Raw genomic sequence first — 14,218 nt, 5'->3', positions numbered from 1 at the left:
CGCGCCCCGGCGCGTGTTCCTCAGCTCCTAGGAGCTGAGGAATTGGGGGCCCATCGGGGGCAGCCGGAAATTCGGGTCGGGGGCCGGGGCGGCCGCCGCGGCGGGCTGCGGATATCCGTACGCGGGCTGCGGCGACGCGGCCGGCTGCGGATAGCCGTATCCGGACGGGTCGCCCGCGGCGGGCTGGGGGTAGCCGTACGCGGGCGGCTGGGAGGGCAGCGGCGGCTGCGGTACGTACGCGGCGGGGGCGGGCGGCTGCACGGCCGTCACCGGGCCCGGCCCCGGCCAGGCGGCGGTGGCCTGCTCGTCCACGGCGGACGCGGCCGGGTCCGGGGCGGAGCCGGCGGGATCGGCAGTGTCGTCCACGGAGACGCCGAACGCCGTGGCCAGCCCGATCAGACCGCTCAGATAGCCCTGCCCCACCGCCCGGAACTTCCAGCCGTCCCCGCGCCGGTACAGCTCGCCGCAGATCACGGCGGTCTCGTCACCGGTCTCCGGCTGCACGTCGAACACGGCCAGCGGCTCGCCGTCGGCCACGTGGGCGTCGTACAGCAGGATCCGCAGGTCACGCACCTGCCGGAAGGTGCCCGCGTCCTCCCCCTCGTCGTCGCAGGACGCCGCGAGGACCACCTGGTCCACCGTGCGGTCGAGCGCGCCGAGGTCCGCCTCGACGGAATCGGTCAGCCCCTCGCTGACCTGCTTCTTGGACAGCCTTCTGACCAGCCCGGACGGATGACGGGGCTGGTTGTAGAAGACGAAGTCGTCGTCCGAACGCACCCGGCCGTCGGTCCCGAGCAACAGGGCCGAGGCGTCCACATCGGGGACTCCGGTGCCGGGGGACCAGCGCAGCACGGCCCGTACGGCGGTGGCGTCGAGCGGGACGTTCGAGCCCTTCAGCATCGCGTGCGTCATGCGGGTCATCCTGCCTTCCCGGAGGCGGCGGGGACAACGTGGGGGCCGCTCTCCATGTCCAGGACACAGGCGCGAAGCGGACGAGTTACCTGGATTTCACGCACACGGGGAACTCTTGACACCTGTCCATACGTACTATTACCGGCCACATGTCCAACCGGCCACACCGGCAGTACGGGGGATTCACATGCGTCATTTCGGGCATATCCCGCCCACTGCCCGCGAGGGCCTCTTCCATCAGGAGCCGTGCGAGTTCACCGCCGACTCCCCGGCACGCATCATGTCGGCCGCCCTCGGGGCGACGCTCTACAGCCCGGCGACGCGCCCGCGCCTCGCCGACGACGTGATCAAACAGCACCGCTCCGGAGTTGTCTCCATGGTGCTCTGCCTGGAGGATTCCATCGACGACTCGGAGGTCGAGGGCGCCGAGGACAACCTCGTCCGGCAGTTCGCCGATCTTGACACACGGGGGGACGAACTGCCCCTGCTCTTCATCCGCGTCCGTGAGCCGGAGCAGATTCCGGACCTCGTGGCGCGGATCGGACCCGCCGCCGGGCTGCTGTCCGGATTTGTACTCCCCAAGTTCACCGCCGAACGCGGCACCCCCTTCCTGGAAGCGATCACCGACACCGAGGAGCGCACCGGCCACCGGCTCTTCGCCATGCCCGTCCTCGAATCGCCCGAGCTGCTCCACCTGGAGACCAGGACCGAGACGCTCACCGGCATCGCGGGGGTCGTCGACAAGTACCGCGAGCGGGTCCTCGCGCTGCGCCTGGGCGTCACCGACTTCTGCTCGGCGTACGGCCTGCGGCGCTCGCCCGACATGACGGCGTACGACGTACGGATCGTCGCCGGCATCATCGAGGACGTCGTGAACGTCCTGGGCCGCGCGGACGGTACGGGCTTCACGGTCACGGGTCCCGTCTGGGAGTACTTCCGCACCCAGGAGCGCATGTTCAAGCCCCAGCTGCGCCGCAGCCCCTTCCAGGAGGGGCGCGCCGAGGAGCTGCGTACGGCCCTGATCGAGCACGACCTGGACGGGCTGCTGCGCGAGATCGAACTGGACCGGGCCAACGGGCTCCAGGGCAAGACCTGCATCCACCCCTCGCACGTCCTGCCCGTGCACGCGCTGTCGGTCGTCAGTCACGAGGAGTTCTCGGACGCGCAGGACATCCTGCGGCCCGAGCGGGGCGGCGGCGGTGTGCTGCGGTCGGCGTACACGAACAAGATGAACGAGGTGAAGCCCCACCGCGCGTGGGCCGAACGCACCCTCCAGCGCGCCGAGGTCTTCGGTGTCGCGCGCGAGGACGTCGGCTTCGTGGAGCTGCTCACCGCCGGCCTCGCGGAGTGAGCGGGCCGTACGAAACGGCGGAGAAGCCGACAGAGAAGCCGGCAGGGAAGCCGACAAGGAAGGAAGCGGGCGCCGGAATGGTGTGGTCGGGTACATGGGTCGCCGAACGGCTGGGAGTCGAACTCGCGGGCGGTGTCCCGGGTGGTTCCGAAGGCGGTCCCGCGAGTGGTGAGAACCTGCGGGATCTGCTCGGTCTGGCCCTGCGGCGCAACCCGAAACGTGCGCACCTCCTTGTCTCGAACGTCCTCGGCAAACACGTGCCGCAGTACCCCGGACTCGTATACGGCACGGGTGTCGGGCTCGGCGAGCGGGTCCGTACGCTCCTCGGCCCCGACGTCTCCCGCGCCCTGGTGCTCGGGTACGCGGAGACCGCGACCGGTCTCGGTCACGCGGTCGCGGACGGGGTGCGGGACGCGCCGTATCTGCACTCCACCCGGCGTCCGGTGCCGGGGGTCGCGCGGGCGGGCGGCTTCGAGGAGTCGCATTCGCACGCGACCTCCCACCTGCTGCTGCCGGAGGACCCGGCGGCGCTCGCCGGGGACGGTCCGCTGGTGCTGGTGGACGACGAGTTCTCGACCGGGAACACCGTCCTGAACACCATCAGGGCCCTTCACGAGCGCTACCCCCGCTCCTGGTACGTGATCGTGGCCCTGGTCGACATGCGCTCGGCCGCTGACCAGGGGCGGCTGGCGGAGTTCGCGGCGGAGATCGGGGCGCGGGTCGACCTGATAGCCCTGGCCTCGGGCACGGTCGTGCTGCCGGAGGGCGTGCTGGCGAAGGGGCAGGCGCTGGTGGCGGAGTACGAGGCGGGGCTGGGGGCTGCGGCTGAGGCTGCGGCCGCCGAATCCGCCGCGGGTGACTCTCGCGCTGCCTCCGGTGCCGGTGCGCCGGGCGGCGCGGTGACCCGGGTGGACCTCGGCTGGCCCGACGGGCTGCCCGACGGCGGCCGGCACGGCTTCACGCCCGCCCACCGCGCCCGGCTGGAGACCGCCCTGCCCGGCATGGCGGCCACCGTCGCCGCCGAGCTGGGGGGTGCCCGGAGCGTGCTCGTCCTGGGCTTCGAAGAGCTGATGTACGCGCCGCTGCGGCTGGCCGAGGAGCTGGAGAGAACCCTGCCCGCCCCCGCCGAGGTGCGGTACTCGACCACCACCCGCTCGCCCGTCCTGGCCGTGGACGACCCCGGGTACGCGATACGGAGCCGGCTGGTCTTCCCCGCGCACGACACCGCCGCCTTCCCGGCCGACGAGGCGGGCGAGGGCGGCGCGGGCGGCGACGGGCGCGGCGACCGGTACGCGTACAACGTCGCGGGCGGCGGCTTCGACGCCGTGGTCGCGGTGGTCGACTCCCTGGCCGACTCCGCCGAACTGCACGGCCCCGGCGGCCTGTTGGCCCGGCTCGCGGCGCACGTCCCGCGTGTGGTGCTGGCCGTGGTCCCCACGTACCTCCCCGTGTCCGCGGATCCGCTCGCGAGCCACCTCCCCCCACCCACGAACCACCCCGAACGGCAGGAACGCCCCATGCTGTCCGAGCCCCTGCGCGGCCCCGCCTTCTCCTCGTACGCGGCCGACGAGGTCGGCTGGCTCCTCCAGGACCTGTCCGGCGTGGAGTTGGAGGCGCCCACGGAGGAGCGGGAAGAGGCGATACAGAGCGGTGGCGCGCACTACGCCGAGTCCCTTCCCGTCGAGTACCAGCCCAGCGAGCAGTACCAGGAGCTGTTCAAGGCAGCACTGGAGACCTCGGCCGCCCGGATCGCCCGCGCCGTCGGCACCGTCACGGAGACCGTCCTCGCCGAGCGCTCGCCGCGCCCCGTCCTGGTCTCCCTGGCCCGCGCGGGCACCCCCGTCGGCGTCCTGATGCGGCGCTGGGCCCAGCACCGGCACGGCCTGGACCTGCCGCACTACGCGGTGTCCATCGTGCGCGGCCGGGGCATCGACGCCAACGCCGTCCGCTGGCTCGCCGCCCATCACGACCCGGCCGACGTCGTGTTCGTCGACGGCTGGACCGGCAAGGGCGCCATCACGCGCGAACTGGCCGAGGCGCTCGGCGCGTTCGAGGGCTTCGACCCCGAGATCGCCGTCCTCGCGGATCCGGGCGGCTGCGTACGGACGTACGGCACCCGGGAGGACTTCCTCATCCCCTCCGCGTGCCTCAACTCGACGGTCTCCGGGCTGATTTCCCGTACGGTCCTCCGCTCCGACCTGGTCGGGCCCGACGACTTCCACGGGGCGAAGTACTACCGCGAACTCGCCGGCGCCGACGTCTCCGGGCTGTTCCTCGACAGCGTCGCGGCCCGCTTCGACGAGGTCGTGCCCGCCGTGGACGCGGAGGTCAAGGAACTGCTCTCGGCGGACCGGGCCCCCACCTGGGAGGGCTGGGCGGCCGTCGAGCGCATCAGCGAGGAGTACGGCATCCACGACGTGAACCTGGTGAAGCCGGGCGTCGGCGAGACGACCCGCGTCCTGCTGCGCCGCGTCCCCTGGAAGATCCTGGCCAGGACCGGCGCGGGGGCGGACCTCCACCACGTCCGGCTCCTCGCCGAGCAGCGCGGAGTGCCGGTGGAGGAGGTCGAGGGGCTGCCGTACACCTGTGTCGGTCTGATCCACCCGCACTTCACACGGGGCGCGACGGGCGCGGACGGCAAGGCGGTGGCGGCGAAGTGAACGCCCCGTCGAACGCCTCGGTGACGTCTTCCGTGGTGAACCTGCCCGGCAGCGCGACCACGTTGGTCGCCAGCGACCTCGACAGGACCCTGATCTACTCGACCGGGGCCCTCCAGCTCACGATGCCCGACGCGCTGGCCCCCCGGCTGCTCTGCGTCGAGGTCTACGGGAGCAAACCGCTGTCGTACATGACGGAGACGGCCGCCGGGCTGCTGGGCCAACTCGCCCGTACCACCGTGTTCGTACCGACCACGACCCGGACCCGCGAGCAGTACGGGCGCGTCCAACTGCCCGGACCCGCACCGCGGTTCGCCATCTGCGCCAACGGCGGTCATCTGCTGGTCGACGGGGTGTCCGACCCGGACTGGCAGGCGCGGGTCGCGGGCCGGCTGGCCGATGAGTGCGCGAGCCTGGCCGAGGTGCGCGCGCACCTGCTCGCGGTGTCCGATCCCGCCTGGCTCCTCAAGGAGCGGGTCGCGGAAGACCTGTTCGCGTATCTCGTCGTGGACCGGACGCTGCTGCCGGAGGGCTGGGTGAAGGCGCTGGCGGAGTGGGCGGGGCCGCGCGGGTGGTCGGTGTCCCTCCAGGGCCGCAAGATCTACGCCGTACCGCGACCGCTCACCAAGAGCGCCGCGATGCGCGAGGTGGCCCGCCGCACCGGGGCCGAACTGACCCTGGCGGCGGGGGACTCGCTCCTCGACGCGGACCTGCTGCTGGCGGCCGACCACGGCTGGCGCCCGGGCCACGGCGAACTGGCCGACTCCGGGTGGTCCGCCCCGCACGTCGAGAACCTCCCGCAGGCGGGTGTGGCGGCGGGCGAGGAGATCCTCCGCCGCCTGCTCGGGGCGGCGGAGGCCGGGCCACGGCCGGTGCTGGACCGGGCGGGCTGAGCGGGTCCCGGGGCCGGGTCCGGGGGCCGGGGGGCTCAGGTGGTACGGCGCCCCGGCCTCCCGCCCAGCGGCCTCCCGCCCTGCGGCCTCAGGCGCAGCAGCCGCCCCCGCAGCAGCCGCCCCCGCCGCCCGCCGAGGGCGCCGGGGCGTCGCTGCCCTTGGCGGCTCCGCCGACGGCCACGGCGGAGAGTAGCTTCACAGTGTCCTCGTGGCCCGCGGGACACATCGCGGGGGCGGCGGACTGGGACATCGGCCGGCGGAGTTCGAAGGTGTTCCCACAGGAGCGGCAGCGGTACTCGTAGCGAGGCATGCGCCCAGGCTATCGGGCGGCTGTCCGCCCGCGCGCGGTCCTGCGGTCCTTGCCCGGTCCTTGCGCGGCCCTGCTGACCCACACCCACCCCTGCTAACCCACACCCACCCGGTCCCGGCCGCCCCTGGCCCGCCGGCGCTGTTCCCGCTCGGCCTGTTCCGGGTGGCGGGCCCGCCAGTACGGATTGTTGTGGGGGAGACCGCCGCTGACTCTCCCGTACATCCCGAAGAACATCAGCAGGATGCCGACCACAAAGCTGAACAGCACGTTCTGCATGCGGAACGCGAGGAAGTTGTGGCCGCTGTCGAGCAGGGCGAGATTGACGAACCCGCTGCCGATGAAGACCACGCCGAAAAACGCGTTCAGGGTCGAGGCGACGTTTCCGCCGATCACCATGCCCGCGAAGAGCACCAGGCCCACGCAGAGGGAGATGACGCTGAGCGTGCCGTTGGTGTTCAGGCCCGCGACCGTGTCGCTGCCCGTGGTGAAGAAGCCGATCCGGTCGATCAGCCCGAGGATCCCGAAGACCAGCAGCGCCAAGCCGATCAGTCCGGCGCCGACGCGGTAGACCTGGTTGAGCTTGTGGTCCAGGGGGAGAGCCTCGTCGATCCGTACGCGCCGTCGCGGCCTGGACCGGAGCGGTCCCGCCTTGGGCTGCCGGGATCTGGGCTGCCCGGACCTGGGCGGCCGGGAACGGAGCGAAGAGAGCGCCATGGGTGACCTCCTCCCTCCACGATCGTCCAGCCCCACCCGCCCCACAACTCGGGCGGCGCCGGGCGGGCGCTCGCGGCCGTCAGGCCCCCGCCCCGCGCTCCTCACGGATGTCGGACACCACATGCGCCACCGACTGCCGTACCGCCTCGGTCTCGGTCAGGAAGTGCCAGTAGTCGGGATGCCGGCCCTCCAGACCCGCCACCGCCCGGTCCAGCCGGGCCACGGACTCGTCCAGCGGCCGGGCGTGGCGCGGCTCCGGTACGCTCCGGCCGGCCATGGCCAGCCGCTGCGCGTCGCGGATCGCGAACCTGGTGCGGTCGATCTCGTGCTGCGGGTCCTTGGACACGGCGTTCAGCCGCTGCAACCGGTCACCGGCCGCGGACACCGCCTCGTCCGTACTGTTCAGCAGCGCCCGTACCGTGCCGAGCAGCGCCGTCGCGTCCGGCCACCGCTGCTCCTCGCGCGCCTTGCCCGCCTCCTTGAGCTTCTCCTCGGCCTGGCGGACGCTGGTGGCCGCGTGGTCGGGAACGTGCTGGAGGTCCTGCCAGCACTCGGCGGTGAAACGGCGGCGCAGCTCGCTGAGGATCGGCTCCACGGAGCCCGCGCGGGTGGTGAGCGCCTGGGCGCGGGTACGGAGCGACACCAGCCGGCGGTCTATCTCCCTGGCCCGCTCGGGAAGGCGGTCCGCCTCGGCCCGTACCGCCTCGGCGTCCCGCAGCACCTGGTCCGCGCGCTGGAGGGTCTCCGTCACGCCGTGCTGCCCGGCGCCCTGGTTCAGCTTCGTCAGCTCGGGGCCGAGCTGGGCGAGCCGGGAGGCGAGGTCGTCCGCCCGCAGCCCCGAGGTCCGTACGGCGTCGAGCGCGTTGCTGGCGGCCAGCAGCCCCTGCCGGGCCCGCTCCACGGCGGGCGCGAGGCGGGCGAGCTGGGTCTCGGCCTTGTCCAGCAGCGGCCCGAGCCCCTGCTCGAACCGGTCGAGGTCGCCCTTGACCCGGTCCAGCTCGTCCTTGGCCTTCGTCAGCTCCGTACGCGCCTTGGCGACGCTCGACGGATCCAGGTCGTCCCGGTCCAGGTCGTACGCGTCGACCGCGCTGATGTAGCCGCTGCTGACCTCGTCGATCCGCTGTCCGAGGGCGGTGAAGTCGCTCACGGCGCGCCGGGCGCCCGGCGAGCTGTCCACCGCGGTGATCGTCTCGATCGAGATCCGCAGATCGCGCTGGGCGGTGTCCAGCTCGTAGAAGGCGGCCGCGGCGGCGTCCTTCGCCGCCTGCGCGTCGGCCCGCTGGCTCTCGCCGCGGCCCCCGAACCAGCGCCGCGTCCCCCCGCCGGCGAACGCCCCCGGCAGGAGCGCGATCGCCAGGGGGACCGGCAGCAGCAGCACCGTGAGGACATCACGGACGGCACTCGCCTTCGCTCTTACGTGCGGCTGCGCGTGTGTCGCCGTCACATCCCTCTCCCGTGCCGAGTTCGCCCTGCCCTGGTCCATTCTCCCACCAGGTAAGGACGAACACACGGGTCCGTTAGTTCGCGCTTCGGACCGTGACTTGTCCGTTGTCGCTGCGCGCCTTCACCACGTGCGTGCTGTTCTTGTCGGTCGGTACGTCGACGTCGGCCTTGCCGTTGTCGCTGTCGGCGGTCACCGCGTACGACGCCTTCGACCTGGGCAGATCGATGACGATCTTGCCGTTGTCGCTGGAGGTGTCCACGGAGTCGGGCACGGCGGTGAGCGCGAGGCGGATGGACCCGTTGTCCGCCTTGGCGCTGACCGTCCTGGCGCTGACGCCCTCGGCGACGATCTTGCCGTTGTCGCTGCCCAGGTCGAGCGTCCCGCTGGAGTCCCTGACGGTCACGGACCCGTTCCGCGCGGTCAGGCTCAGCGCGGTGTCGAACCCGGTGGCGAGGACCTTCCCGTTGTCCGCCTCGACGCTCACGGCGACGCCGCGCGGCACCTTCACCCGGTGCTGCCCCTCGCAGTCACTCGCGACGGCGTCGCACTTCACGCGGAGCGTGAGCGTGTCGCCCGACATCCGCCACTCGGCGTCGGGCCCGCTCCCCATGAACACCCAGCCGTCGACCTGCCGGGTCACGTCCACGGTCTTCACGTCGGCGGGGACGAGGGTGACCGACGAGTTCCCCGCGTCGATGGTCAGCTTCTTGCCGGAGAAGGCGAAGGACCGGTGCTCGGCGGGCGCGTCGGACGCGTCCGACCCACCGCCGCACCCGGTGACGGCGAACGCGAGCAGCGCCCCACCCCCGAGGGCGAGCAGCGCGCGAACTCGGCCACGGGCCCGGCGGTTGGTGCGGTCAGAAAATGCGTCCACGATGATCGTCCCCCAGTAATCCTGTAATCCCGCGCAGGTCTCCCGCCTGCCCTCCCACCGTACGAACGCCACCCCACCCCAGCCGATCCGGCCGCCCACCGTCTTGAGGGTGGGGCTAACCCCCGCACCCGCCACCCCGCCCCCACCCCACACCTACTGGTTTGCGGCCCGGCCCCCTTGTCCATGTACGCTGTTGCCTCATCCACGGGTGCGTAGCTCAGGGGTAGAGCGCTGCTCTTACAAAGCAGATGTCGGCGGTTCGAACCCGTCCGCGCCCACCAGCAAAAAGGCCTCAGTCGATCAAGGCTGGGGCCCGTACTCTTCCGTCATGCGCAGAGGAGCGATCACACGGGAGTCCGTGCTCAAGACCCTGGCTGAGCACGATGAACTGGGGCGTGTTGCCTTCCTGGCCAAGTACGGCTTCGGAGAGGCGCGGTCGTACGTCCTGGTGCACGAGGAGCGGAAGTACGACTCCAAGGCGATTGCCGGGGTGGCGCACCAGTGGGACCAGGGACGGGCCCTTGCGCCGCATGAGTTCAGCGGGGGCAAGGACCACGCCGTGGCATGGCTCAAGCGGGCGGGCTTCCAGGTCAAGGCCATCCAGAACCCGGATTGGGCCCGCGACGAGATCATCCTCGCCTGCCAGCTGGTGATGGCGAACGACTGGAAGGGACTGGACGCCCAGGACAGCCGTGTGGTGGAGCTGTCTGACCTGCTCCAGCTGCTTCCCATCCATGCTGAAGCGGAGCGCAACGAGAAGTTCCGCAACTCCAACGGTGTCGCTCGCAAGACGTTTGACATTGCCACCCGGCACCCGGCGTACCAGGGCAAGCCCACCAACGGCGGCGTGCTAGACGTTGCTGTACTGAACGAGTTCCTTGCCCGGCCGGACGAGATGACCGAGGCTGCGCGACTCATCCGCCAGGGCATCGAGACGGGCGATCTACGGTCCCTCGCGGTGACTGGGGACGAGGAGTTCGACGACGACCACAGCGCGCCCGAAGGGCGATTGCTCATGCGCCGGCACATGGCGCGTGAACGGAACAAGGGTCTGCGCAAAAGGAAGATCGCTTCTGTTCTTCAGCGGGGCGGACGGCTCGCCTGCGAGGCGTGCGGCTTCGACTTCGAGAGGGTCTACGGGGACCGTGGCGCGGGGTATATCGAGTGCCATCACGTCCTTCCCCTCCACGTAGCGGGGGAGGGGCGGACCAAGCTGGGCGATCTTGCCCTCATATGCGCCAACTGTCACCGCATGATCCACCGGCGCGCGCCCTGGCCGACTCCTGGGGAGCTTCGGGCGTCGATAGAGCAAAAGCGTGCAGTCGACAGCCGTGCGGCGGAAGCCATCGCACGACCGCGCAGGGCGGCTGACGAGCAGATGCCGAACCCGTGATCTGACATCTGCTGCTGACATCGGCGTCGGTGCACAACAACCGATCTGGGCGCAGGTGGCGGGTCGTGGACGCGGTGGGGCGCACACTGGGGGGATGAGTAACTATCAGGGGCCCGCGACCCTAATCGCCGGGGACTCCACGATCGAGGTCGTCGCGACGTTGAGCGGCAGCCGGAGCGGTGACGTCAGGCAGTGGGGCGGCAGTGCGCAGACCGGTGAGGTGGCGGAGGGTTTCCTCGCGGCCATGGAGAGCGGGGACGTGACGATCCGGCTGCCCGACGGGCAGGAGGGGGTTGTCGTCGCCACGACCACCGCCATCGGCAGCGGGCGGCTGCGGATTTCTGGGAACGGTGCCATTCCTTTCTAGTTCAGGAGTTCAGGGTCGTTAGTTTGTCTGGGTTTGTGATGTTGTAGATGTCGCTCACCCGGTCCCCTTCCGGGGTCAGGTCGACCACCAGCACCGCGAACGGGGACTCCCCGCTGAACAGCACCGCCGACGGGTCCCCGTTGACCTGCCGGTAGCGGATGTCGAGGTCCGCGGGCGCGTGGGCGGCGCGGGCGACCAGCAGGCGGGCCACGTTGTCGCTGCCGTGGATCGGGCGGGGGCCCGCCGCCTTGGACTTGCCTCCGCCGTCGCTCCAGAGCGTGACGTCAGGGGCGAGCAGCCGGAGCAGCGCCTCCAGGTCGCCGCCGAAGGCCGCGGCCACAAAACGTTCGGTGACCTGCTGCCGCAGTTTCGGCTCGGCGCGGTAGCGGGGGCGCCGGGCCTGGACGTGTTCCCGTGCGCGGTGGGCGAGTTGGCGTACGGCGGCGGGGGTACGGCCCAGGATGCCGGCCGTCTCGGTGTGCGCGTAGCCGAACACCTCGTGCAGGACGAACACCGCGCGTTCCAGCGGGGTGAGCGTCTCCAGCACCACCATCATCGCCAGCGAGACGGATTCGGCGCGCTCGGCCGCCTCGGCGGCGTCCCCGGTGTCCGCCGCCGGGCCGAGGGCGCCCGCGGGCGCGGTGACGAGCGGTTCCGGCAGCCAGGAGCCCACGTACGTCTCACGGCGGCGGGTGATGGCCGCGCGGCGGGCCACGGCCCCGTTCACCGCGATCCGTACGAGATAGGCCCTCGGGTGGTCCACGGGGGCCGCGTCCGGCGCCGCGCTCCTGGACGCCCACGCGAGCCAGGTCTCCTGGAGGACGTCCTCGGTGTCGGCCACGCTGCCGAGCATGTTGTAGACGAGGGAGAAGAGCAGCTCGCGGTGGTCGGTGAACACCTGCGTGGGCGTGGGGGACGTGGGGGGAGTGGGGGGAGTGGCCGGGGTGGTGGCGGTGTTCTTCGCCGGCTCTTTGCTGGTCGTGTCGGGCATCGTGGCCTCCTCTTCGCGCCGTTCCCCCCTGAGAGCCGCCGGCGCCCCGGAGTGTGACATCCCGGCCGTGCGCGCGTGGCCGTGCCTGAGTGTCGTCCTTCTACACTCGGGGCATGCGGTGGAGCGAGATCGGCGAGGTGGACTGTTCGATCGCCCGGGCGTTGTCCGTGGTGGGGGACCGCTGGACGCTGCTCGTGCTGCGGGACGCCTTCGCGGGGGTACGGCGGTTCGAGGACTTCCGGAGGCGTACGGGCGCCTCGCGGCCGGTGCTCACCGAGCGGCTCGGCACCCTCGTGGAGCACGGGGTGCTGCGGCGGGTGCGGTACCAGGAGCGGCCGGAGCGGTACGAGTACCGGCTGACCGAGAAGGGCGTGGGCCTCTATCCCGTGATCATCTCGCTGCTCACCTGGGGCGACCGGTGGATGGCGGGCGACGACGGCCCGCCCGTACGGCTGCGGCACGAGACCTGCGGGCACACCATCGCGCCCGAACTGTCCTGCCCGGACTGCGGCGAGGCCATCGACCCGCGCCGGATGATCCCCTCGGTACGGGCCTGACCGCCGCCGGTGCGGGCCCGACCACCCTCCGCTCCTGGTCCGGCCACCGCCCTACGGGCGCAGGATCAGGCAGGTCGTCGTCGCGTGGGCGACCAGCTTGCCGCGCTTGTCCGTGACCCGGCCCTCCGCGGTCGCGGTGCGCCGCCCCACGTGGATCGTGGAACCCTCGGCGGTCAGCCGGCCCGCGTCGAGGGCGACCGTACGGATGTAGTTCACCTTCAGCTCCAGCGTCGTGAAACCGACACCGGCGGGCAGCGTCGAGTGCACCGCGCAGCCCACGACCGAGTCGAGCAGGGCGGCGGCGATACCGCCGTGCACCGAGCCGAGCGGATTGGAGAAGTCCGGGCGCGTGCTGAGGGACATGACCACCCGTCCCTCCTCGACCTCGTCGAACGTCATTCCCAGCAGCCGCCCGATGGACGGCACGTCCCCGGGCTGCTTCTGGGCCCAGCGGAGGAGTTCGAGTCCGGTCAGGGTGGACAGATCAACCGGAGCGGCCGGAGCGGGTCCATCAACCGGAGCGGGTCCATCAACCGGATCGACCGGGTCAAGGAGAGTCATGCGGGCGAATTTATCAGTTCAGTTTTGTGACTGACCAGTTTCTGCCCGGCCGCCGAACGCGGCACACTGGAAGCATGTGCCGCAGCATCAAGACCCTCCGTCCGCCCGTCCTCCCCGAAGAGGCCACCGAGGACGACATCAGGGCCGCCGCCCTCCAGTACGTACGCAAGGTGTCCGGCTTCCGCGAGCCCGCCGCCCACAACCGCGAGGTCTTCACGCAGGCCGTCGACGAGATCGCGGAGGCCACGGCGAGGCTGCTCCAGGGCATCGAGGTACGGGGCGGCTCCAAGCGGGCGGCCACCGAGACCGCCATGGACGCCGCCACCGCTTAGTCAGCCCAGCTGGGTACGGCGCCACCAGTGGCGCCCGACGACCAGTTCCTCCAGGGCGTGGAGCCTCTCCGCCGCCATCCGCGCATGCGCCTCCGGGTGTTCGAGCGCGACGCGCAGGTCGGAAGCGAGATGGGCCGCTTCCCGGACCTCGCAATCGGTTCTGAGGGCTTCCAGGGAGGTGTCCGTCGCCCTGGCGACGACGTCGAGAACGGTCTCCCTGTGCGGTCCGCTGAACCGCGCCAGGAAGAACCAGTCGTCGGCCGGTTCGCCGAAGCGTGCCCATTCGAAGTCGAGCAGGGCCGTCACGCCGCGACCGTCCGCGAGCCAGTTGCCCCAGTGGCAGTCCGCGTGAACCGGGACGGCCGCCGTCGCGTGCGGGGGCGCGTGCCGCGCGATCGCCTTCAGGCCGTCGAGCAGATGAGGCGGTACGGTCCCGTCCCGGTCCAGGGCGTCGAAATGCTCCAGCTCGGCGGAGAGGGCGGCCCGGCCGGCGAACCCACCGTGGTCGAGGGGTTCCCTCAGCGTCTGTTCGACGTGGCCCGCCGGTGTCCAGCCGTGCAGTCCGTCCAGCCGCCGGACCGCCTCCTCCGCCAGCAGGCGCGCGGTCGCCGCGTCCGTACCGGGCAGGCCCATGCCGGGAGGTGTCCCCGGCACCCGGGCGTAGCAGGCGTAGCGGATCTCGCGCGTCCCCAGCCGGTGGAGCCCGCTGCCGAGGAGAGGGGCGGTGAGGCCGGTGGGCAGGTGGGGTGCGAGCGCGATCTCCCGGTTCAGCCGGGAGTGGCCGGCGGCATCGATGATCTTCACGACGACGTCCGCGCCGACGTAGACGTGGTGGGAGGCACTGTCAGCGATGGTCATCGGG

The 14,218-nt window shown here is 71.7% G+C and carries 15 protein-coding genes and 1 tRNA gene; 8 read left to right on the top strand and 8 right to left on the bottom strand.

The features are described 5' to 3' along the window. Positions 1 to 27: 27 nt before the first annotated feature. Positions 28 to 921 (bottom strand): TerD family protein, encoded by an 894-nt coding sequence (locus ACIO1C_RS10875; RefSeq protein ID WP_401860923.1) that lies wholly within the window; start codon positions 919 to 921, stop codon positions 28 to 30. A gap of 178 nt (positions 922 to 1,099) precedes the next feature. On the opposite strand from ACIO1C_RS10875, the gene ACIO1C_RS10870 reads away from it, so the two are divergent. The 3 genes from ACIO1C_RS10870 to ACIO1C_RS10860 all read left to right on the top strand — a co-directional run bounded on the left by ACIO1C_RS10870 (position 1,100) and on the right by ACIO1C_RS10860 (position 5,813). Continuing rightward, on the top strand, positions 1,100 to 2,263 hold the full coding sequence (locus ACIO1C_RS10870) for an HpcH/HpaI aldolase/citrate lyase family protein (RefSeq protein ID WP_401860920.1): 1,164 nt from the start codon (positions 1,100 to 1,102) through the stop codon (positions 2,261 to 2,263). A gap of 77 nt (positions 2,264 to 2,340) precedes the next feature. Next, positions 2,341 to 4,923, top strand: a complete 2,583-nt coding sequence (locus ACIO1C_RS10865; protein WP_401860918.1) for a phosphoribosyltransferase — start codon at positions 2,341 to 2,343, stop codon at positions 4,921 to 4,923. Beyond that, positions 4,920 to 5,813, top strand: a complete 894-nt coding sequence (locus ACIO1C_RS10860) for an HAD family hydrolase (RefSeq protein ID WP_401860915.1) — start codon at positions 4,920 to 4,922, stop codon at positions 5,811 to 5,813. The genes ACIO1C_RS10865 and ACIO1C_RS10860 overlap by 4 nt, the downstream gene beginning before the upstream one ends. A gap of 88 nt (positions 5,814 to 5,901) precedes the next feature. Here the strand turns inward: ACIO1C_RS10860 and ACIO1C_RS10855 are convergent, their stop codons facing one another. From ACIO1C_RS10855 to ACIO1C_RS10840, 4 genes are all read right to left on the bottom strand, one after another. Next, a complete protein-coding gene (locus tag ACIO1C_RS10855) occupies positions 5,902 to 6,123 on the bottom strand; it encodes a zinc ribbon domain-containing protein (protein WP_401860913.1) in 222 nt (73 codons plus the stop codon). Positions 6,124 to 6,216: 93 nt separating this feature from the next. Beyond that, positions 6,217 to 6,837, bottom strand: coding sequence for a DUF4383 domain-containing protein (locus ACIO1C_RS10850; RefSeq protein WP_401860911.1), 621 nt, complete (start codon positions 6,835 to 6,837; stop codon positions 6,217 to 6,219). A 79-nt stretch (positions 6,838 to 6,916) separates the two neighbouring features. Further along, positions 6,917 to 8,281, bottom strand: coding sequence for a hypothetical protein (locus ACIO1C_RS10845; RefSeq protein ID WP_401860909.1), 1,365 nt, complete (start codon positions 8,279 to 8,281; stop codon positions 6,917 to 6,919). Between the two features lie 73 nt (positions 8,282 to 8,354). Beyond that, positions 8,355 to 9,155 (bottom strand): DUF4097 family beta strand repeat-containing protein, encoded by an 801-nt coding sequence (locus ACIO1C_RS10840; RefSeq protein WP_401860907.1) that lies wholly within the window; start codon positions 9,153 to 9,155, stop codon positions 8,355 to 8,357. 206 nt (positions 9,156 to 9,361) lie between these two features. Between ACIO1C_RS10840 and ACIO1C_RS10835 the strand changes: the two genes are divergently transcribed. The 3 genes from ACIO1C_RS10835 (at position 9,362) to ACIO1C_RS10825 (ending at position 10,915) form a co-directional block, all read left to right on the top strand. Beyond that, positions 9,362 to 9,436 (top strand) — tRNA-Val (locus ACIO1C_RS10835). 47 nt (positions 9,437 to 9,483) lie between these two features. Continuing rightward, positions 9,484 to 10,548 (top strand): HNH endonuclease, encoded by a 1,065-nt coding sequence (locus ACIO1C_RS10830; protein WP_401860905.1) that lies wholly within the window; start codon positions 9,484 to 9,486, stop codon positions 10,546 to 10,548. A 94-nt stretch (positions 10,549 to 10,642) separates the two neighbouring features. Further along, the gene (locus ACIO1C_RS10825) at positions 10,643 to 10,915 is read left to right on the top strand and encodes a DUF4873 domain-containing protein (RefSeq protein WP_401860903.1); all 273 of its coding nucleotides are present in this window, start codon (positions 10,643 to 10,645) and stop codon (positions 10,913 to 10,915) included. 1 nt (position 10,916) lies between these two features. Here ACIO1C_RS10825 and sigJ read toward each other — a convergent pair whose 3' ends face one another. Next, positions 10,917 to 11,906 carry an RNA polymerase sigma factor SigJ gene (sigJ, locus tag ACIO1C_RS10820; RefSeq protein WP_401860900.1) on the bottom strand — a complete coding sequence of 330 codons (990 nt, stop codon included), beginning with the start codon at positions 11,904 to 11,906 and terminating at the stop codon, positions 10,917 to 10,919. 113 nt (positions 11,907 to 12,019) lie between these two features. Between sigJ and ACIO1C_RS10815 the strand changes: the two genes are divergently transcribed. Beyond that, a complete protein-coding gene (locus ACIO1C_RS10815; RefSeq protein ID WP_401860897.1) occupies positions 12,020 to 12,463 on the top strand; it encodes a winged helix-turn-helix transcriptional regulator in 444 nt (147 codons plus the stop codon). Positions 12,464 to 12,514: 51 nt separating this feature from the next. Here the strand turns inward: ACIO1C_RS10815 and ACIO1C_RS10810 are convergent, their stop codons facing one another. Beyond that, entirely contained in the window at positions 12,515 to 13,024 is a 510-nt protein-coding gene (locus ACIO1C_RS10810; RefSeq protein WP_401860895.1) for a PaaI family thioesterase, read from the bottom strand. A gap of 74 nt (positions 13,025 to 13,098) precedes the next feature. Here ACIO1C_RS10810 and ACIO1C_RS10805 point away from each other — a divergent pair, with 74 nt between their 5' ends. Continuing rightward, positions 13,099 to 13,356, top strand: a complete 258-nt coding sequence (locus tag ACIO1C_RS10805) for a DUF2277 domain-containing protein (RefSeq protein ID WP_401860892.1) — start codon at positions 13,099 to 13,101, stop codon at positions 13,354 to 13,356. Here the strand turns inward: ACIO1C_RS10805 and ACIO1C_RS10800 are convergent, their stop codons facing one another. Then, positions 13,357 to 14,214 carry a phosphotransferase gene (locus ACIO1C_RS10800; RefSeq protein WP_401860889.1) on the bottom strand — a complete coding sequence of 286 codons (858 nt, stop codon included), beginning with the start codon at positions 14,212 to 14,214 and terminating at the stop codon, positions 13,357 to 13,359. It abuts the gene before it with no gap. Between the last annotated feature and the right edge of the window lie 4 nt (positions 14,215 to 14,218).

Source organism: Streptomyces sp. NPDC087420 (genome assembly GCF_044744165.1).
Classification (GTDB): Bacteria; Actinomycetota; Actinomycetes; order Streptomycetales; family Streptomycetaceae; genus Streptomyces.
Note: the sequence above shows the minus strand (reverse complement) of the source record. Positions and strands in the feature narration are given on the sequence as shown.